Source organism: Streptomyces sp. NPDC048590 (assembly GCF_043199535.1).
GTDB lineage: Bacteria > Actinomycetota > Actinomycetes > Streptomycetales > Streptomycetaceae > Streptomyces.
The window spans coordinates 195,704-214,560 of record NZ_JBICWC010000002.1; the positions used below are offsets into that span (position 1 = coordinate 195,704).

Consider the following 18,857-nt stretch of genomic DNA (forward strand, 5'->3'; position numbering starts at 1 on the left):
CCCGTCACCGGACAGCCGGGCTCTTCCCGCCGACCGGTGCCCACGTCGTGGTGGCCGTGCGCGCGGGCGTGGGCCGGCCCGGCTCCGCCACTTGGGTTCAAGTGCCGCGCCGGGCCGGCCCGCATCCCGCAAGAACGGGAGCGGTCAGTAGATGTTGGCCGCGACCTCCGTGTCGTCGCTCCGGCCGGCGTTGATCTGGGCGCGAAGCGCGATCTCGTCGTACACGCGGACCTCCTTCACGATGCGGCCGTCCTGGATGAGGAACTGGGAGACGCCCAGAACCGTGACCGGCCGGCCGGTCAGCGGCCCGAACGCGGGGATCCCGCGGTACGTGCCGTGCATGGTCCATGTCACGGCCACGCGCAGGCCCGCGTACCGCTCGGCGTGGTGGGCCTGTACGTCCCGGACGGCGAAGCGTGCGTCAGGGAAGGGGCCGACCATCTCCAGAAGGTCCGCCTGGTAGCGCTCCGGCCGGATGACCGTGCGGTCACCGATGGTGTGCAGGAAGAGGTCGCGCACCATGAAGTCGTTGACCTTGTTGAGCTGCCGCTGCGACCAGACCTGATCGATGAAGTCCAGCACCATCTCGCACTCGGGACGGAAGTCGTCGGGCCGCGGGCCGCTGACGCCTTCCAGAAGGACGTCCTTGGGCGGCTCCTCGGTCATCGAACCGCTGTAACCCTGGAACGTGAGGCCGCGCGCGGCCTCGTCCGGGTCGATGCCGAGCTGCAGGCAGTCCGCCAGGTCGTCGCGCACCACCCACTCCTCGACCATCCGGCCGCGTCGGTAGAGGCAGTTGGCGACGGTGCGCTTGCGGACACGGATGTTGCGGCCGTCGGTGAGGTGCTCGTCGGCGGAAAAGACCAGGTGCGAGCTGAGGAAGGCGTCGTCACCGCGCGCCTCCCACACCACGTCCTCGGCCTGCCCGATGTGGCCCGGCACCGCGGCCATCCGCATCGTGCTGCCCTCGATGACGCCGTCACGGCCCACGACGGTCCCGAGACTGGTGTGCACGATCGAGTCGGGCTCGTAGTTGTCGACGATGTGGGCGATGTCGCGCTCGACCCAGATGCGGTCGGTCACCTCGCGGATGAAGTCGTCCGGGTCCTCGTAGGGGAGGTACGCGACAGGGTCCAGGGCCATGGTGCTTCCGTTCCGATTGCGACGTGAATGCGTATGTACAGATTGGCGGATGAAGATGGTTCGGGGCAAGCCTGCCGACCGTGGTCAGACAGGTTGTGGTGTCCCTTGGCGGGGGAACTTGTCCGCGCCAAGCTGGCTCCGGTAGGTCTCCGTCATGAAACAGGTCACGACGACGAGGGCCAGGGCGGCGCCGACGGCCAGGTAGGCCCACACGGCGTAGATCGTGCCGAACGTGTCGACCAGCAGTGTCGCGACGAACGGGGTGATCCCCATGAAGATGGAGAACGAGCTGTTGTACGCGATGGCACTGGCGCTGAACCGGGTTCGGGTGGCGAAGAGTTCGGCCGCGCAGACCGTGACGATGCCGGTGAGGAAGAACTCCGGGACCAGGTAGATCAACTGGCTGGCGACCGCCGCGCCGAACGTGCCCTCCTCGCCGACCCGGAACGCCAGGGGGACCAGGACGATGCAGGCGATGGCGCCGGTGATGAGCATCGGCTTGCGGCCGATACGGTCCGAGAGCTTGCCGGCCAGCGGCAGGGTCGGGATGAGGACCGCTATCGAGATGGCGTTGGAGGCCAGGCCCATCCAGCGGGGCAGGCCCAGTGAGTCCGTCAGGTACTGCGGATAGAACGTGACCCAGGTGTAGGACAGGATCGCGCACATGATCGAGATTCCGCAGAAGACGAGGATGGGGCGCCACTGCGAGCGCAGGGCCTCGCGGACGGGAGACTCGACGACGTCGGCGCCGTCTTCCGTGGCCCGCACGAACTCCGGGCTCTCCGCTATGCGGCTGCGCATCCACAGGCCGACCAGGCTGAGCGGGACGGCCAGCAGGAACGGCACGCGCCAGCCCCAGGTGTCCAGGGTGGGGCCGTCGAAGACCCAGCTGGTCAGCGCGGCAACTCCGGCGCCGGCGAGCGTGCCGACGAAACAGCTGTTCGAGGCGTACGAGGTGTAGTACGCCCGGCGGTCGGGTTCGGCCCACTCGACGATGAAGGCGACCGCACCGACGTACTCCCCGCCGGACACGGTGCCCTGTACGACCCGGAGCACCAGCAGAAGCAGCGGTGCGAGGATGCCGACCTGGTGGTAGGTGGGAAGAGCGGCGACCAGGGCGGTGGCCGTACCCATGGCCACGAGAGTCCACAGCAGTGTCTTCCTGCGGCCCACCCGGTCGCCCCAGCGGCCCAGCAGTGTCCCGCCGAGCGGGCGGAACAGGCACGCCACGGCGATGATCGCGTAGGTGCCGAGCACCGCCACGGTCCGGTCGCTCTCGGGGAAGAACGCGGGGGCCATGATCGGGGCCATGTAGCCGTACAGGCCGTAGTCGAACTGCTCGACGAAGTTACCGATGCTGCCCGCGCCGATGGCCCGGCGGATCGCACGCTTCTTCTGGGCTGCGGAGGGTGCGGGCGCGGGGGCTGTGCGGGGTGGCGCTGCAGAGGACATGGCTGCTCCGATCGCACGGTGGGTGGGAGTGATGCATACGTATGAACTGAGCGAGAACGTTAGAGTTCCGGCAGTGGGCCGTCAAGAGGTGGCGACGGGAGAACCACAGGTCTTCCTGAGGTGCCCGGGGCGTGGGAGGGCATCCCCGCGGGACGGCCCGGCGGCCGGCTCCGGCGAGGCTGCGCGGACCCTCCCGACCGACGACACTCAGCCGCGGGGTCGTGCGGGCGCCTCCGGCCGCACGAGAGCTCCCAAGGTGTCCATCAGCACCTGGGCGAGGTTGAAGACGACCAGTCGGGTGCCGGTCTCCTCGGCTTCCCGCGCCGCATCGAGGCCCGGAACGATCGTCATCACCGTGCGCCCGCACGCCGCGGTTGCCCGATGCGCCTGACCGACCAGGCTGTCGACCTCCCCCGGTGGAGGGAAGCCGCAGTCCGCGGCCAGGTCGGCGGGGCCCACCAGGACCGCGTCCACGCCCTCGGTGCGGGCGATCGCTTCCGCGGCGGCGCAGGCGCGCCGCGTCTCGATCATCACGATCACCAGCGTCTCGCGGGAGGCGGCCAGGTGGTCGGCCGCGCCGACCGTGCCGAACCTGCCCGCCCTGCTGTAGGTGGCGAAGCCCCTCCCGCCCCGGGGCGGGTAGTGGCTGGCGGCCACCGCCCTTCGGGCGTCCTCGGCACTGTCCACGTGCGGGTGGATCAGGCCTGCCGCGCCCAGATCCAGGGCGCGCAGCGCCAGCGCGGGCTCCGCGCTGCCCACGCGTACGAGTACGTCGATCCCGTGGACCTCGGCCGCCATGATGTGCTGTTGGAGCAGGGCCGTGTCCGCGGGGCCGTGCTCGCAGTCGATGACCACGTAGTCCAGACCGGCGACGCCGGCCATCTCCACCAGAGTCTCCGAGGGGAGCCGCAGGAGTGCTCCACGCAGCGATTCGCCCTCCGCCAGACGCTGTTTGAGACTCCGGCGGGGCGTGCGGGAAACCGTCATCGTGCGACCATCCCGGCAGACAGGTCGATGTCGGCGCCGCACAAGCCGCGCATCCGGAGCATCGCCGTCACCGCCTCACCCACCTCGTCCTCGGTCACCATCCTGCCGAGTGCCGCGCGGGAGACGAACGCCTCCTCGGCTTCGGCGTAGCTGCTTCCGGTGCGCTCGGCCTCCAGTCGGAAGTTGCGCTCCATACGTGGGCCCGAAACCGGGCCAGGAGAGAGGGAGTTGACCGTAACCCCGGCCGGTCCCACCTCGCCCGCCAGCGTCGTCGTCAGGCCGATGACCGCCATCTTGGACGCACAGTAGGGGGTGCGCCGCAGCAGCGGCCGCTTGCCCGACACCGAGGCGACGTTGATGACGTCGCCGGAGCCGCGGCGGGTCATTGCGGGCAGGAAGGCCCGGCACATCAGGAACACGCCGCGGACGTTCACGTCGAAGACCTCGTCCCATTCCTCGGGCGAGATGTCGGTCAGTGGAGCCACGGGCCCCGCGACACCCGCGTTGTTGACCAGGATCGAGATCTCCAGGTCCGCGAGGGCCTCGGCCAGCGCCTCGACCTCCGCGGGGCGGGACACGTCGCAGACCCGGGGCAGGACGAGGTCGGGTCCGAGCTCGTCGGAGGTGCGCTTCAGGGCTTCCGCGTCCCGTCCGGTGATGACCACTCGGGCGCCGTCGGCCACCAGCGACCGGGCGACGGCCCGGCCCAGGCCGCTTCCGCCCCCGGTGACGAGCGCGGTCCGCCCGGCGAGCGGCGCTGTGCTGCTGGAGGTCACGCGCCTGCCTCCTCGTTCCACGGCAGCGCACGGGCGCCGTACTTCGCGGCTCGGACGTCACCCGAGCGGGCGTGCCCCTCGAAGAGCTCGACACGGGAGGCACGCCCGCACACCTCGCCCAGCAGCGCGGACGAGTCGGTGTCGGTGACCTCCTGGTAGGTGACGGTCTTGAGGTACTTGCCGACCCACAGGCCACCCGTGTAGCGGGCGGCGCCGCGGGTGGGCAGCACATGGTTGGTGCCGATGACCTTGTCGCCGTAGCTGACGCAGGTGCCCTCCCCTAGGAAGAGCGCGCCGTAGTCGTGCATCTTCTCCAACGCCTGTCGTGGGTTCTCCGTCAGCACCTCCACGTGCTCGCTGGCGTAGGAGTCGGCGATACCGAAGGCTTCGTCGAGTGTGTCGGCCACGACGATCTCCCCGTGGTCGCGCCAGGCGGGTTCGGCGTAATCCTTCGTCGGCATGCCGGGCAGCAGCCGTTCGATGTGCTGCTCGACCTCGCGGGCCAGCGCCTCGGATGTGGTGACCAGCACGGCGGGGGAGTCCGGCCCGTGTTCGGCCTGGGAGAGCAGGTCGACCGCGACCACGAAAGGGTCCGCCTGTTCGTCGGCGACGACGAGGATCTCCGTCGGCCCGGCGAACAGGTCGATCCCCACCTCGCCGAACAACTGACGCTTGGCCTCGGCGACGTACGCGTTGCCGGGCCCCGCCAGCATAGGTACGCCGGGGATGGACTCGGTGCCCACGGCCAGCGCCGCGACCGCCTGGACGCCGCCCAGCAGGTAGATCTCGTCGGCGCCGGCCAGGTGCATCGCCGCGACCGTGGCGGCCGGGATCTCGCCCCGGATGGGCGGTGTGCAGGCGGCGACGCGGGGTACGCCCGCGACCTTGGCCGTCACGATGGTCATATGGGCCGACGCGGTCAGCGGGTAACGGCCGCCCGGCACGTACGCACCGGCGGCGGAGACGGGGACGTGCCGGTGGCCGAGGCGGACACCGGGGAGCGTCTCGATCTGGACGTCGAGCATCGAATCCCGCTGGGCCTGTGCGAAGGTGCGTACCTGCTTCTGCACGAACCGGATGTCGTCCAGGGTCTGCCGCGGGACACCGGCGACGATGCGCTCGATCTCCTCGGGCGACAGACGGAAGGACTCCGGGCTCCAGTTGTCGAACTTCTCCGAGTACCGGCGCACAGCCTCGTCGCCGTGCTCGCGGATGTCGTCGAGAATCGTGCGCACCCGGTCGGTGACGTCCGCACGGGCGGCGGTCACCTGTGAACGGGGGACGGGGGACTTGAGGAATCGGGGCATGACGGCTTCTCTCTTCAGCGCACTGATGACAGGGATTGCGGGATTCTGCGAGGTGGGGCCGAGGTCACCGGGCGGTGGCCGCAGCGGCCACCTCGTGCAGTGCGGCGGACACGGCGTCGGGACGCTGCCAGGGCACCAGGTGCCCGGCGTCGGGCAGTTCGAGGACGCGGGCGTTCGGCAGGGCGCCGGCGATGGAGTGGTGGAAGGCCGGCGGGCACAGCGTGTCCCGGCCGCCCGCGAGGACGACGGAGGGGCACCGCGCGGTGCGGAGCGCCGCGAACGCGTCCTGCCGGGTGGTCTGGGCGGCGAGCTGGGCGCGTGCCGCGGAGGGCCCCACGGACTGTGCCATGCGGCGGTAGCGCTCGGCGCCCGCAGAGGAGGGGTGCCGGTCGGGGAACATGTCCGGCAGCGTGTGCTCCACCACGTCCGGGAACCGGCCGGCCGCGACGAGGGAGTCGAGCTCACGCCAGGCGGCGTGCTGTTCCGGGCGGGGCCCGGCGGCGTTCGTCGCCATCACGCACAGCCCGGCCACGCGCTCCGGGGCCCGGCGCAGCGCCTCGAATCCGGCTATGGCGCCCAGGCTGAGGCCGACGAGTACGAAGGGGCCTTCCGTCGCGTCCAGAACGTCGTCGGCGAGCTCGGTGATGTCCGGGCGCCGCAGTGCGACGTGATGGACGGTGTGGCCCGCGGGAAACGTCACATCCGCCCAGAGGCTCGCGTCGCAGAGCATGCCGGGTACCACGACCAGGGGCAGCGGCACGCCGGTCACCAGCGGCGCGCGGAGCGGGGCAGCAGCGCGTAGGGGGCGACGTACCCGTTGTGGTCCACGCCCAGACCCGCGTCTGCGGCGGCCTTGAGGACCTCGTCGTCCCATTCGAGACGGACCCGGCCGTCACCGGAGTTGACCACCAGCAGGTCTCCCTCCTGGTCGCCGACGTTGCGCAGGGTGCGCCAGGCGTCCTGCGGCACCGACAGCATGTCGCGCGGGCCCAGGCGTACGGAGACCGGGTCGGTGCGGTTGAGGGTGACCTCCCACAGACCGTCCTTGACGATCAGGGTCTGGGTCTCGTGCTGGCGGTGGGCCGACATTCCCTGGCCGGACTCGGCGCGCAGCCAGGCGAGGTTGTGACCGTGGGGGTTGAACACCCTCGGCTCCTGGTGCGGGTCCTCGGTCATGCCGTAGCCGATGACGCAGCTCAGCCGCGCTCCGCCGCCGGGCAGGGCGCTGTCCAGGAAGGGGCGCCGCGACCACACGAGATCGTCTGCCGCGGCGACCCGGCGGCGCATCTGCTCCGCGCTGTAGTGGCGGAGCCGGTCGATGCTCTCCTGCGCCATCGGTGTGATCAGCTCGGACTCCGCCGGGAGGGTGTCCCCGGCGACCGTGTCGACCAGTTCGTTGTCGGCGGTGAGGTACAGACCGTGCCGCTCCGCCTCGCGCAGGACGGACGGGCCCCAGATGATGCCCCCGGTGTCGTCCATGCCCAGGACGGTGAACAGCCAGCCGTCGTCCGGACCGGTGTTGGTGAAACCACGGAAGATCCACGTGGGCACGGACACGATGTCGCCGGCCTTGAGCGGAAGTTCGCCCTCGCTGCCGTCGGCGCCCCAGCGCAGCAGGTACTCGCCGTCGGTGCAGACGAACACCTCGGCGGTGTAGTGCAGGTGCAGGTTGTTGGTGATGCCGTGCGGCATCGCCGCGGCGCCGATGTTGTAGCCGTGCGGCAGCCGGAGGTTGACGTGCTGACCGGAGGACTGCGAGACGCCCGGACCGATCATGGCGTAGTTCTCCTTCCGGTCCGATCCGGGTGTGCGGCAGTCGATGAAAGCCTGGTTGCAGGAGACGAAGTCGCTCCGGCGTACCGTGCGCTGCTCCAGCTCGGAGGTGGACACGACGACATCGGGCATGAGGACTCCCTGAAGTGTTGGAATACGTATGCATTGCTATGACAGGCCTCTGTGGTGCGACTTGTCAAGAGTGAAAGCCGATTTCACGGCACCCGGTCGAGAGGTGCGCGACGTGAGGCATACGTATACTGAGAGTGCTCGCGGGACCGGTCCCGGCCGCACGCGGTGTCGACGAGGAGAGAGTGTTGGCGATCACCAGTCACGACGTGGCGAGGCTCGCAGGTGTCTCGCAGCCCACGGTCTCCCGCGCTCTGCGCGACGACCCCCGCGTGTCCCTTGCCACGCGTGAGAAGGTCAGGCGGGCCGCTGAGGCGCTCAACTACGTCCCGAGCGAAGCGGGCCGCACCTTGTCGACCAGGGCAACCCGACGCATCGGTGTCATCGTGACCGATGTGACGAACCCGTTCTACCCGCACGTCGTCGCCCCGCTCCACGACGAACTGCAGCAGCTGGGCTACCGGATGATGCTGCTCACGGAGCGCTCCGACGAGGCCGTCGCCGAGGAGCGCCTTCTGGACCAGTCACTGGACGGCGTCGTCCTCGCCACGGCCACCACCGACTCGCACCTGCCCGCACTGCTGGAGCGGCGCGGAGTGCCTTTTGTCTTCCTGAACCGGGACACCGGCCGGCCGGGCGACTTCGCCTCGGTCGTCGACAACGAGGGCGGTGGACGCCTGGTCGCCAGGGAGCTCGTCGCGCTCGGCCACCGCCGGATCGCGGGCGTCTTCGGCGCGCCCAACACCACGACCGGCCGCGAGCGTGAACTGGGCTTCCGGCTGGCGCTCGCCGACGCGGGCATCGGACTGCCGGAGGACCGGGTGGTTCGCGGACCGTTCGAGTACGAGACCGGCTACGCGGCGCTGCCCGCCCTGCTGGCGGCGGCCGAACCGCCCACCGCCGTGTTCTGCGGCAACGACGTGGTCGCCATCGGCGTCCTCAACGCCGCGCTGGCGGCGGGCGTCAAGGTCCCCGACGATCTCACGGTCATCGGCTTCGACGATCTGCCGATGGCGGCGTGGGAGGTGTTCCGGCTGACCACCGTCCGGCACGATCTGCGAGAACTCGCCTGCCAGGCAGCCCGGTTGCTGGTGCGTCGCATCGGCGGAGAGGTCGACTCGGCCGGTGAACGCCTCGTCCTGCCGACCGAGTTCGTCCCGAGGGCCACTCACTCAGCGGCCCGCTGAACCGGTCACGACCGGGAGGCCACGCCCACGGGTGCGGCGTCGGTGCGGGATTCCCCGAGACGCCGTTGGCGCACCACGCCCACGACGGCCAGGACGGCCGCGAGTCCGAGCGAGAGCCACAGCTCCAGCCGGTGCCCGGGCAGTACGGCCATCAGCACCAGCACCCCGGCGATGAAGACGATCGTGGCGAGCGTCAGATAGGGGAAGCCCCACATGCGCACCTCGGCCGGCCGGCCGCCCTTGCGGCGCACCGCGTACTGGGTCAGAGCGATGACCATGTACATCATCAGCGCGATCGCCCCGCTGGAGGCGATGAGGTAGGAGAACACCTCGGGCAGCAGATAGTCGGCGATCACCGCGGCGATCCCGACCACCGTGGAGGCGAGCACCGCGTTGCGGGGCACCCCGTGGGGCGAGGTCCGGGCGAAGGCGGCAGGGGCGTCACCCCGCCCGGCCAGCGAGAAGAGCATCCGTGAGGCCGTGTAGACCGCGGAGTTCAGGCAGCTGCACACCGCGACGACGAGCACCACGTCCATGATCCGCGCGGCGCCGGGAATATTCATCCGGTCCAGGACGGCCTGATAGGAACCTGCAGCCAGATCGTCGGCGTTCCAGGGCACGAGACAGACCACGACGAGGATCGAGCCGATGTAGAAGAGGCCCAGACGCCAGACCACCGCGCGGATCGCCTTCTTGATGTTCTTGCGAGGCTCCTCGGACTCCGCCGCCGCGATCGTGACGATCTCGCTTCCCTGGAAGCTGAACATGGCGGTGAGGAGGCCGGCCAGGACCGCCGTGACACCTTTGGGGGCGAAGCCGCCGTGACTCCACAGGTTCGACACCCCGTGGGTGTCGGACGCGGGCAGCAGCCCGAGCACGGCCAGTACCCCGAGGACGAGGAAGGCCACGATCGCGACGACCTTGATCAGCGAGAACCAGTACTCGAACTCGCCGTAGTTGCGCACCGCCAGCAGATTGCTGCCCGTGAGCAGAAGGATCACGGCAAGTGCCGGAATCCAGCTGGGGACCGAGGTCAGCCCCGATACGACCTCCCCGGCCGCGATCGCCTCGATCGGGATGACGAGGATGTAGAACCACCAGTACAGCCAGCCGATGGAGAAGCCCGCCCAGCGGCCGAGCGCCCGGTCGGCGTAGGTGGAGAACGACCCCGTGTCGGGGTTGGCGACGGCCATCTCGCCCAGCATCTGCATGACGAGCACGACCAGGGCGGCGGCCAGGAGGAACGAGATGATCACGGCCGGGCCGGCCGAGGCGACTGCGGCCGAAGAGCCGACGAAGAGGCCGGCGCCGATCACACCTCCGATGGAGATCATGGTGATCTGGCGGCCCTTCAGGCCCTGGGTGAGCGTGGCTCCGGTGGCGGGTACCTGCTCGGACGAGGGGGGTTGCATGGATGAGGATCCTTCGCTCGCGTACGAGGGGGAGCCGCGCCCGGACGAGGCGCAGGCCCGCGAGAGGCCGGGCCAGGGACGGCTCCGCTGTCCCCGGCCCGGCGGTGAGGCGGCTGTCAGAGCTGCTCGCGCAGCGCGGCGGGTACGGCGTCGAACGCGCCGGAGGTGCGGCCGATCCTGTCGATGCGCAGCGTCGCGGTCGCGCCGTGGGCCGCGAGACCCTCGAAGGCGGAGATCCGCTCCACGGCCGGGGCGAGCTGCGCCGTGCCCTCCTTCGCGGCGCGCTGGTACGTCAGCGGCTTGAGGAAGCGCGAGACCGAGAGGCCGGCGTTGTAGCGCGCGGTCTTGCCGGTCGGCAGTACGTGATTGGTCCCCGCGATGCCCTTGTCGGAGTATGCGACGGTGGACCACCGGCCGATGAACAGCGATCCGTAGTTGGAGAGGTTCTCCAGGTAGAAGTCGTCGTCCTCGGTGTGGATCTCGAGGTGCTCCGGCGCGATGACGTCCGCCACCGCGACAGCGGCGTCCCGGTCCTCCACCACGATGACGGAACCGAAGTCGCGCCACGCCGGACCGGCGATGTCGCGGGTGGTGAGGGAGGCGAGCTGGCGCTCCATCTCGGCGATGACGGCGTGTCCCGTCTCCTCGGACGTGGTGATCAGCGCGGCGGGGGAGTTGGGGCCGTGCTCGGCCTGCCCCAGCAGGTCCGCCGCCACCCACTCCGGGTCGGCGGACCCGTCGGCGATGACCGCGACCTCGGAGGGGCCGGCCAGCAGGTCGATGCCGACCTGGCCGAACAGCTGGCGCTTGGCCTCGGTCACGAACGCGTTGCCGGCGCCGACCAGCATGTCCACCGGAGCCTCACCGAGCAGCCCGAACGCCATCGCGCCCAGCGCCTGGACGCCCCCGAGTGCGAACACCCGGTCGGCGCGGGAGAGGTAGGCGCCATACAGCACCGCCGGGTGGGCGCCGTGCTCACCCGACGGCGGGGTGCAGGCCACCACCGTCGGGACGCCCGCCGTCTTCGCGACGTTGACCGTCATGAACGCGCTGGCGAGCAGCGGGAACCGGCCGGCCGGGAGGTAGGCGCCGACGCGGGAGACCGGCACGTACCGCTGGCCGCCCCGCACACCGGGGGCGAGTTCGATCTCGAAGTCCGTCAGGTGCTCGCGCTGCGCCGCGGCGAACCGGTGGGTGCGCTCGTAGCCCATTTCCAGGGCGGTGCGGACGTCCGGAGGCAGCGTGTCCCCCGACTTCTTCAGCTCCGCCGCGGATACCTCGAGATCGCCGGACCAGCCGTCCAACTCCTGGGCGTAGGCGCGGACGGCGTCCATGCCCTTGCGCTCGATCTCCTTGAGCATCTCGGAGACGCGCTCGACGACCTTGGGGTCGCGCTGGGCGGGCGGGCCGTCGACGGACGGCTTCTTGAGCCACTTGAGGGGAGGGAGGGCCTGTGCTTCGTCGTGCGTGATCTGCATGGCGAGGACGCTAGATGGATCCATGTCACAGGACTAGAGGGGCGAGTCCTGTCTGAGCTACAGGGTTTTCCTGTGCCTGAGGGTCGAGCCGCCCGGAGGCCGCCACGAGGGCGGGCCGTCAGAGGCTGCGCGCGACGCGGATCTCGCGCAGGGTGTCCTCGGCGATGCGGACGAGTTCGCGCGTGGCGCGCGAAAGCGGGTGCCCCCGGCGCCGCACCAGCGCGATGGTGTCATACAGGGGGTCCGCGAAGGGTGCCGTGTGCAGCCCAGCGGGAAAGGCGGGGCTGTCGACCACCGCGCGGCTGGCGATGGTGTCGCCGACCCCGCTCGCCACCAGTTTCAGTGCGGACTCGACGTGTTCGAGCTCGATCAGCGGGTCGATGCGGACCCCGGCGAACTGGGCGCGCTCCGCGAGCTGCCGCCGTGTCGGGTCCTGCCAGCCGTAGTGGGCGTCGTACAGGACCAGGGGTGCCCTCGCGAAGTCGTCGATGGTCAGGGGTGTCCGGACGCGCTCCTCGCGCGCGCTGACGAAGTACACCTCGTCGCGCAGCAACGGGGTCACCTGGAGATCCTCGTCGTCGATGGGGAGTACGACGAGGCCGGCCTCGATGTGACCCGCCGCCACGGCGGCCGCGGTCTCCGCGGAGTTCTGTCCCACGAGCCGCACCCGCACCGAGGGGTAGCGGGCGTGGAAGAGCTGGACCAGATCGGAGAGCAAGTAGTAGTCGGCATTACGCAGGACGCCGAAGGTGGCCGTTCCGCCGCCCAGCGAACCGAGGGAGTGCACGGCACGCGTGCCGCTGTCGGCGGCGTCCACGGACTGCCGGGCGTAGGGCAGCAGCTCCTGTCCGGCCGAGGTCAGGGTGAGCGTGCGGCTGCCCCGAACGAACAGCTCCGCGTCGAGCTCCGCCTCCAGTCGGCGTACCAGTTCCGAGGCGGATGCCTGCGCGATGTCCATTGCCCGCGCGGCGGCGGTGAACGAGCCGAGCCGCTCCGCTTCCACGAAGGCCTTCAGCTGGTTGAGGGTCATGTGATCCGCCTTGCTCCGAGTGCCGGATGTGACTTCGATCGATACCACAGGTTAATCCTGTGCTTGCCGCAGGAAATGGAGGACTTGTCCCGTGGTCTCCGAGGTGATTGGCTCGTCCGGGCTCACCCGTACACCGCCCGAGCCCGGAAGGCCCTCCCGCCGATGACCAGCCCCCTGTCGATCTGTCTCGTCCAGTCGGCCGCTCACCATCACGCCGACGACGGCGCACTCGACGCGTTCGAGGCAGACGTGCGCCGTACGACACGCGCTCACCCGGGAGCCCGGCTTCTGGTCTACCCGGAGCTGCACCTGTGCGGTCACCGGCCGGACGAGGACCCCGGTACGGTCATGACGGCGGCCGCGGAGCCGCTGGACGGACCCCGTGGCACCCGCCTCGCCGGGCTCGCACGCGACACCGGCGTGTGGCTCGTGCCGGGCAGCGTCTACGAGCGCGGGGACGACGGCCGGATCTACAACACGGCCCCCGTGTACTCGCCCGAGGGCGAACGCGTCGCCTGGTACCGCAAGGTCTTCCCCTGGCTGCCCTACGAAACGACCGCGCCAGGATCGGAGTTCGTGGTCTTCGACATGGACGGGTACGGGCGCGTGGGGCTGTCCATTTGCTATGACGCCTGGTTCCCCGAGGTCACCCGGCACCTGGCGTGGCAAGGTGCCGACCTGGTCCTGAACCTGGTGCGCACACCGACCGTCGACCGCGCCCAGGAGCTGGTGCTGGCGCGGGCCAACGCGATCGTGAACCAGGTCGCCATGGCCAGCGTCAATGCCGCGCAACCGGACGGGGTCGGCCGCAGCATCGTGATCGACCCCGAGGGCCGGGTGCGCGCCGAAGCGGGGTCCGCCACGCAGCAGATCGTCACGGACGTCCTGGACCTCGGCGAGGCCCGTCGGGTGCGCACCCACGGCACCGCGGGGCTCACCAGGGTCTGGGACCCCTTCCTCGTGGGTCAGGCCGCGATCGAACTCCCCCTGTACGGAGGCCGGATCGACTCGGCACGCTGGCGGCAGGGGCTCCCCTCCGAGGCGCGGTAGGGCGGCGAAACACCGGGGGTGCCGGCCGGGACCCACCCGGTCGGCACCCCCGGTGCGCTGATCAGCGACCCGGTCTAGGCGTGCGTCCAGACGGTCGTCCAAGCCGGCAGCCGGTCCTGGGACAGCGCTTCGGACGAGAGCAGGACGGTGCCCTCAGGAAGCGCGACGGGCGCGTCGGAGAGGTTGGCCAGGACGTGCCAGCCGCCGCCGCGGGTGAAGTGCAGCAGACCCCGCTCCGTGTCCGCGTCCGTGCCTGCCCATTCCAAGGCCTCGTCCGTCACCAGGTCGCGGCGCAGACGCAGGGCGGCGCGGTACAGCTCGAGGACGGACTCCTTGTCACCGGCCTGGACGTCGGCGGCGTACGAGCCCCAGCCCGCGGGCTGCGGCAGCCAGGAACCGCCGGCGCCGAAGCCGTGGTTCGCCCCCTCGCGGGTCCACGGCAACGGAACCCGGCAGCCGTCACGGCCCTTGACCCGTCCCCCGCTGCGTACCCAGATCGGATCCTGGAGGTCTTCGGTGCGAAGGTCGGCCACCTCCGGCAGGCCCAGTTCCTCTCCCTGGTAGACGTAGGCGGAACCGGGCAGCGCAAGCATCAGCAGAGTCGCGGCGCGCGCCTTGCGCAGACCCAGGTTCAGGTCGGCCGCAGGCTCCCGTCCACCGGCCATGAGCCACGCCTCCACACCGGACTTGCCGACGCCGGCGGGCAGTGCGTAACGCGAGGGGTGGCGCACCACGTCGTGGTTGGACAGCACCCAGGTGCTGGTGGCCCCGGCCTCGCGCGCGTGGGCCAACGCGGTGTCGATGGTGTCCCGCATCGCCCCCCCACACAGGGGCGTGTTGAGGAAATCGAAGTTGAACGCCTGGCCCAGCTCGTCCGCGGAGGCGTACGGGGCACGCCGCGAGGAGCGGACCCACGCCTCCGCGACCGCGAATCGCGGCGGCTGGTACTCGTCGAACACCCGCCGCCAGCCGCGGTAGATGTCGTGCACCGCGTCGCGGTCCCACAGCGGGTGGCTGCCGTCGACGGGCAGCGCGTCCGGCTGGTAGCTGAGGGCGTGGCCGAGGTCGCGCAACGGTTCCGCCAGGTCCTTGGAGAGCCCGTGGGCGACGTCGACACGGAAGCCGGCGACCCCACGGTCCGACCAGAACCGCAGCGTGGTGTGGAAGTCCTCTCGGACCTCGGGGTTGTCCCAGTTGAAGTCGGGTTGCTCGGGCGCGTAGAGGTGGAGGTACCACTGGCCGTCGGGGACCCGCGTCCAGGCGGGGCCGCCGAAGCTGGACGGCCAGTCGGTGGGGGGGAGTTCGCCGTGCCGACCGCGGCCGTCGCGGAACACGTAGCGTGCGCGGGCGGACGAGCCAGGTGCCGCGGAGAGCGCCTCCTGGAACCAGACGTGCTGGTCGGAGGAGTGGTTGGGGACGATGTCCACCATGATTCTCAGACCCAGACGGTCGGCCTCGGTGACCATCTCGTCGAAGTCGTCCAGGGTCCCGAGCCGCGGGTCGACATCACGGTAGTCGGCGACGTCGTACCCTCCGTCGGCCAGCTCGGACGGGTAGAACGGGCTCAGCCAGACGGCGTCCACCCCGAGGTCGGCGAGGTAGGGGAGGCGGGAGGTGACGCCCCGGATGTCGCCGATGCCGTCACCGTCGGCGTCGGCGAAGCTGCGCGGGTAGATCTGGTAGACGACGGCCTGCCGCCACCAGTCGGCGTCGGCGGTGGTGCCGACGGAGAGGGGACGCTGGGGCATGTGAGGGCCTTTCGGATGGTGCGGTGCCCGCCCCGGGTCGGGGGCGGGCAGGCGTGTCATGGGGGCGGGCTGGTCAGCCCTTGACCGCGCCCGTGGTCATTCCGGAGACGACGGACTTGCGGAAGATCAGGACCAGGAGGGCGATCGGCACGGTGGCCACCATCGCGCCGGCGAAGATCACTCCGTAGGGGACCTGGTACTGGCTGGTGAACAGAGCGATGCCCACGGAGACGGTGCGCCGGTCATCGACGCCGTTGAAGGTGAGTGCCAGCAGGAACTCCGACCAGGTCGCGGTGAAGGCGAACACTCCGGCGGTGAACAGGCCGGGACGGGCGAGGGGCAGGATCACCGTCAGCGCGGTGCGCAGTGCCCCGGCTCCGTCGACCGCGGCGGCCTCCTCCAGCTCACGCGGGATCTTGCTGAGGTAGTTGCGCATGATCCAGATCGCGAACGGCAGGTTCAGGGCCACGTACGGGATGACCAGACCGGGATAGCTGTTGAGCAGTCCGGCCTGGCGCTCCATCAGGAAGAGCGGGACGAGCAGCGCGATCGGAGGGAACACCGACAGCATCAGCAGCGCCGTCATGATCGCGCCCCGCCCGCGCAGCCCGAACCGGGCGAGGGCGTATCCGGCGAGAAAGGCCATGGACAGGATCAGGGTCGTCGAGACGCAGGCGACGACGACGCTGTTGAGGAAGTAGTGGCCGATACCGTTGCGCACGAACGCGGTCGTGTAGTTGTCGAGCGTCGGTGCCTTGGGCAGCAGCGTCGGTGGTGTCGCGCTGATCTCGCCGGGTCCCTTGAAGGAGGCGGACACCATCCACAGCAGTGGAACCGTGGCGCACGCGGCGATCAGGAGACCTCCGGCGTTGACGACGTTGACGTACCGGCGAACGCCGGAGCGCGGGGTGTGGCGGCTCATCCCTGGACCTCCTCATCGGCCTGGGCGCGGAATACGCGCAGGAACAACAGACAGCAGGCCATGACGATGGCCGCGGTGGACACGGCGACGGCGGCGCCCCCGCCGAAGTCGAGGTCCTGGAAGAGGACGCGGTATCCGAGCATCGCCACCGACTGGGTGGCCGTGCCCGGCCCGCCCTGGGTCAGGACGAACGGCAGGTCGAAGATGCCGAACGCCTGCAGGATCCGGAAGAGCACCGCGATGGCCACGATCGGCTTCAGCTGCGGCAGCGTGACCCGCCAGAACGTGGTCCACGTGCCGGCTCCGTCGAGCTCTGCCGCCTCGTACACCTCGGCGGGGATCAGCATCAGCCCCGCCAGCACGACGATCGCCACGAAAGGAGTGGTCTTCCAGACGTCGACGGCCACCATCGCGGCGATGGCCGGCGCGGGCCGGCCCAGGATGTCCGGCTGGGTGCCGAGCACCTGATCGAAAAGCCAGGTCACGGCCCCGTACGTCCCGTTGAAGAGGTACGACCACAGTTGGGCGGCGACGACGTTGATCAGGGCCCAGGGCAGCAGGAGAAGGGCGATGAGCCAGCCGCGGGCGGCGCCGAGCCGCTCCAGAACCAGCGCCACGAGAGTACCGAGGACGAGTTCGAGCAGGACCGAGACGACCGTGAAGCCGAGCGTGAAGCCCAGCGCCCGGTACCACTCGGGGTTGCCCAGCAGCGCCTCGTAGTGCACGAGCGTCGGAGAGCCGATGTGTATTCCGCCGTACTCGAGGCGGACGTCGGTGAAGGAGAGGACCAGAGAGAAGATCACCGGGAAGACCGTCACCACGGCGACGAGCAACAGGGCCGGGGAGGCGAAGAACCACCCGGTTCGACGGCGGCGGCGTGAGGCGGACCGGGGTGGTTCCGCCGGTCCGCTCCGACGGCCGGGCCCGGCGTTCGGCCCGCTGGGGCGCGCGCCCCAGCTTCTCGCCGTCATCGTCTTCGACTGGAGCGTGGAACTCACAGCGCACTTCCTTCCAGTGCGGTACGCAGGCCCGCCTGGGCAGCCCGGACCCCGGCCGCGGGGGAGAGGTCGCCGCCGACGACGGCGTTGGCCGGTATGTAGAGCGCTTTGCTGACCTGCGGATAGTGCGGGGTCTGTACGGGTCGGGAGACGAGGTGCAGTTCGGCGGCTCGCAGCACGGTGGGATCGCCCGCCGCACGGGCCTCGCGTCCCGTCAGCGCCGAGGTCATGGCGGGGATGACACCGGCTTCCCGGGCGAGCAGCCGCTGCACCTCCTCGCCTGCGCAGAACCGGGCGAACGTCATGGCGGCGCCGAGCTCCCGCGAACTGGGATTGACGAAGTTGCTCCAGCCGCCGGCGCAGGAGACACCGTTGCGGCCCGTGCCTTCGAAGCCCGGACGCGGTACGACACCCACCTTGCCCGCGACGCGTGAGACCTTGGGAGCGGCCGCGTTCACCCAGGCGTAGGACCAGTTGCGCAGGAACAGGCCGCGGCCGTTCACGAAGGCGTCCTGGGAGTGTGACTCCTGGTAGGTCGTCACGGTCCGGGGTGTCACACCACTCCTGGTGAACTCCGCCATCAGGGAGAACGCCCGCTCCGCCCCCGCACCGTGCAGCGCTGCCCGGCCCCGGTCGTCCAGGACGGCGGCCCCCGCGTCCGCGAGGAACTCCGTGACGTTCGCGGTCAGTGACTCGGTCACGGCCGCCTGCCACAGGAATCCGGCGTCCGTGTCCCCTGCCCGCTGTACCGTCTGCGAGGTGCGCAGCAGTTCCTCCCAGCTGCGGGGTACCCGCAGACCGTGCTTGGCCAGGAGGTCCTTGCGGTAGTAGAGGTAGGTGCTGTCGAGGAAGAACGGCACCGCGTACGCCGCGTCCCGGTAGGTGGAACCGCTCCGGAGGGCGGACGGATAGGCATCCCAGAACCCGTCAGGCAGCAGCTTGTCCACAGGTAGGGCGAGCGAAGAGTGGCCGAACTGGGCGGGCCAGGTGGTGTCACCCAGGTAGACGTCGGGCTGGGGGGAGCCCGCGGCGAGTTGGGTGGCGATGGCGCTGCGGTTGCCGTCTGAGGTGGACAGTGCGTTGATCTTCGAGACTCGCAGGTGGGGGTGACGATGCTCGAAGGCCTGAATTATCAGGTCCGCGACCACCGCTCCCCGGCGTGAGGGGATCTCGGAGACCCACCACGTCAGCCTGGCGGGCTTCTTCGACGCGGTGGCGGCCTGCGTCAGCAGATCGTCGAGATCCCGCCCTCCGCAGCCGGCCAACAGGCCCGCAGCGACGGCGCTCCCGATGCCCGCCAGCAGGCTTCTGCGGTGCAGGGCCATGGCATGCTCCTCCCCTTTTGCGCTGCCGAATGACAGCGCTAGCACGTTAAAGATCGCCGAGATGGAGTGTCAATGGTTTCGATGCATGTAAACAGGGAGGTGTTCTGATGACAGCGATGCCATCGGTGCACTCGGCGCGG

16 protein-coding genes are annotated in these 18,857 nt (G+C 70.3%); 2 read left to right on the plus strand and 14 right to left on the minus strand.

Translation table 11 applies throughout. From position 1 onward, the window contains the following. Positions 1-144: 144 nt before the first annotated feature. From ACGFNN_RS05370 to ACGFNN_RS05400, 7 genes are all read right to left on the minus strand, one after another. On the minus strand, positions 145-1,143 hold the full coding sequence (locus tag ACGFNN_RS05370) for an ester cyclase (RefSeq protein WP_393553178.1): 999 nt from the start codon (positions 1,141-1,143) through the stop codon (positions 145-147). Between the two features lie 84 nt (positions 1,144-1,227). After that, on the minus strand, positions 1,228-2,595 hold the full coding sequence (locus ACGFNN_RS05375; RefSeq protein ID WP_393553180.1) for an MFS transporter: 1,368 nt from the start codon (positions 2,593-2,595) through the stop codon (positions 1,228-1,230). Between the two features lie 207 nt (positions 2,596-2,802). Beyond that, on the minus strand, positions 2,803-3,582 hold the full coding sequence (locus tag ACGFNN_RS05380) for an HpcH/HpaI aldolase/citrate lyase family protein (protein WP_393553182.1): 780 nt from the start codon (positions 3,580-3,582) through the stop codon (positions 2,803-2,805). Further along, the gene (locus ACGFNN_RS05385; RefSeq protein WP_393553184.1) at positions 3,579-4,358 is read right to left on the minus strand and encodes an SDR family NAD(P)-dependent oxidoreductase; all 780 of its coding nucleotides are present in this window, start codon (positions 4,356-4,358) and stop codon (positions 3,579-3,581) included. The genes ACGFNN_RS05380 and ACGFNN_RS05385 overlap by 4 nt, the downstream gene beginning before the upstream one ends. Beyond that, on the minus strand, positions 4,355-5,665 hold the full coding sequence (gene hisD / locus ACGFNN_RS05390; protein ID WP_393553186.1) for a histidinol dehydrogenase: 1,311 nt from the start codon (positions 5,663-5,665) through the stop codon (positions 4,355-4,357). The genes ACGFNN_RS05385 and hisD (ACGFNN_RS05390) overlap by 4 nt, the downstream gene beginning before the upstream one ends. A gap of 64 nt (positions 5,666-5,729) precedes the next feature. Further along, the gene (locus ACGFNN_RS05395; RefSeq protein WP_393553188.1) at positions 5,730-6,425 is read right to left on the minus strand and encodes an alpha/beta fold hydrolase; all 696 of its coding nucleotides are present in this window, start codon (positions 6,423-6,425) and stop codon (positions 5,730-5,732) included. Between the two features lie 5 nt (positions 6,426-6,430). After that, a complete protein-coding gene (locus ACGFNN_RS05400; RefSeq protein WP_393553190.1) occupies positions 6,431-7,570 on the minus strand; it encodes a hypothetical protein in 1,140 nt (379 codons plus the stop codon). A gap of 185 nt (positions 7,571-7,755) precedes the next feature. On the opposite strand from ACGFNN_RS05400, the gene ACGFNN_RS05405 reads away from it, so the two are divergent. Next, entirely contained in the window at positions 7,756-8,754 is a 999-nt protein-coding gene (locus ACGFNN_RS05405) for a LacI family DNA-binding transcriptional regulator (RefSeq protein ID WP_393553192.1), read from the plus strand. 5 nt (positions 8,755-8,759) lie between these two features. Here the strand turns inward: ACGFNN_RS05405 and ACGFNN_RS05410 are convergent, their stop codons facing one another. The 3 genes from ACGFNN_RS05410 to ACGFNN_RS05420 all read right to left on the minus strand — a co-directional run bounded on the left by ACGFNN_RS05410 (position 8,760) and on the right by ACGFNN_RS05420 (position 12,674). After that, complete coding sequence (locus tag ACGFNN_RS05410; RefSeq protein WP_393553194.1) at positions 8,760-10,166, minus strand: amino acid permease; 1,407 nt, start codon at positions 10,164-10,166, stop codon at positions 8,760-8,762. Positions 10,167-10,282: 116 nt separating this feature from the next. Further along, positions 10,283-11,644, minus strand: coding sequence for a histidinol dehydrogenase (gene hisD / locus ACGFNN_RS05415; RefSeq protein ID WP_393553196.1), 1,362 nt, complete (start codon positions 11,642-11,644; stop codon positions 10,283-10,285). Between the two features lie 118 nt (positions 11,645-11,762). Beyond that, positions 11,763-12,674, minus strand: a complete 912-nt coding sequence (locus ACGFNN_RS05420) for a LysR family transcriptional regulator (RefSeq protein WP_362554557.1) — start codon at positions 12,672-12,674, stop codon at positions 11,763-11,765. Positions 12,675-12,836: 162 nt separating this feature from the next. Here ACGFNN_RS05420 and ACGFNN_RS05425 point away from each other — a divergent pair, with 162 nt between their 5' ends. Beyond that, the gene (locus ACGFNN_RS05425; protein WP_393553198.1) at positions 12,837-13,724 is read left to right on the plus strand and encodes a carbon-nitrogen hydrolase family protein; all 888 of its coding nucleotides are present in this window, start codon (positions 12,837-12,839) and stop codon (positions 13,722-13,724) included. Between the two features lie 74 nt (positions 13,725-13,798). Here the strand turns inward: ACGFNN_RS05425 and ACGFNN_RS05430 are convergent, their stop codons facing one another. The 4 genes from ACGFNN_RS05430 to ACGFNN_RS05445 all read right to left on the minus strand — a co-directional run bounded on the left by ACGFNN_RS05430 (position 13,799) and on the right by ACGFNN_RS05445 (position 18,717). Next, complete coding sequence (locus tag ACGFNN_RS05430) at positions 13,799-15,472, minus strand: glycoside hydrolase family 13 protein (protein WP_393553200.1); 1,674 nt, start codon at positions 15,470-15,472, stop codon at positions 13,799-13,801. 73 nt (positions 15,473-15,545) lie between these two features. Next, on the minus strand, positions 15,546-16,394 hold the full coding sequence (locus ACGFNN_RS05435; RefSeq protein ID WP_393553202.1) for a carbohydrate ABC transporter permease: 849 nt from the start codon (positions 16,392-16,394) through the stop codon (positions 15,546-15,548). Further along, positions 16,391-17,392: a carbohydrate ABC transporter permease gene (locus tag ACGFNN_RS05440; protein WP_393553204.1), complete on the minus strand. Its 1,002-nt coding sequence runs from the start codon at positions 17,390-17,392 to the stop codon at positions 16,391-16,393. Before ACGFNN_RS05440 ends, ACGFNN_RS05435 begins: the two co-directional genes overlap by 4 nt. Next, positions 17,389-18,717 (minus strand): extracellular solute-binding protein, encoded by a 1,329-nt coding sequence (locus tag ACGFNN_RS05445; RefSeq protein ID WP_393553205.1) that lies wholly within the window; start codon positions 18,715-18,717, stop codon positions 17,389-17,391. The genes ACGFNN_RS05440 and ACGFNN_RS05445 overlap by 4 nt, the downstream gene beginning before the upstream one ends. Between the last annotated feature and the right edge of the window lie 140 nt (positions 18,718-18,857).

What these genes read in the sequence shown, in the direction of transcription:
- ACGFNN_RS05370 (WP_393553178.1), bottom strand. Translation starts at nt 1,143, where the DNA reads ATGGCCCTGGACCCTGTCGCGTACCTCCCCTACGAGGACCCGGACGAC.
- ACGFNN_RS05420 (WP_362554557.1), bottom strand. Translation starts at nt 12,674, where the DNA reads ATGACCCTCAACCAGCTGAAGGCCTTCGTGGAAGCGGAGCGGCTCGGC.
- ACGFNN_RS05375 (WP_393553180.1), bottom strand. Translation starts at nt 2,595, where the DNA reads ATGTCCTCTGCAGCGCCACCCCGCACAGCCCCCGCGCCCGCACCCTCC.
- ACGFNN_RS05445 (WP_393553205.1), bottom strand. Translation starts at nt 18,717, where the DNA reads ATGGCCCTGCACCGCAGAAGCCTGCTGGCGGGCATCGGGAGCGCCGTC.
- ACGFNN_RS05430 (WP_393553200.1), bottom strand. Translation starts at nt 15,472, where the DNA reads ATGCCCCAGCGTCCCCTCTCCGTCGGCACCACCGCCGACGCCGACTGG.
- ACGFNN_RS05425 (WP_393553198.1), top strand. Translation starts at nt 12,837, where the DNA reads ATGACCAGCCCCCTGTCGATCTGTCTCGTCCAGTCGGCCGCTCACCAT.
- hisD (WP_393553186.1), bottom strand. Translation starts at nt 5,665, where the DNA reads ATGCCCCGATTCCTCAAGTCCCCCGTCCCCCGTTCACAGGTGACCGCC.
- ACGFNN_RS05380 (WP_393553182.1), bottom strand. Translation starts at nt 3,582, where the DNA reads ATGACGGTTTCCCGCACGCCCCGCCGGAGTCTCAAACAGCGTCTGGCG.
- ACGFNN_RS05400 (WP_393553190.1), bottom strand. Translation starts at nt 7,570, where the DNA reads ATGCCCGATGTCGTCGTGTCCACCTCCGAGCTGGAGCAGCGCACGGTA.
- ACGFNN_RS05435 (WP_393553202.1), bottom strand. Translation starts at nt 16,394, where the DNA reads ATGAGCCGCCACACCCCGCGCTCCGGCGTTCGCCGGTACGTCAACGTC.
- hisD (WP_393553196.1), bottom strand. Translation starts at nt 11,644, where the DNA reads ATGCAGATCACGCACGACGAAGCACAGGCCCTCCCTCCCCTCAAGTGG.
- ACGFNN_RS05410 (WP_393553194.1), bottom strand. Translation starts at nt 10,166, where the DNA reads ATGCAACCCCCCTCGTCCGAGCAGGTACCCGCCACCGGAGCCACGCTC.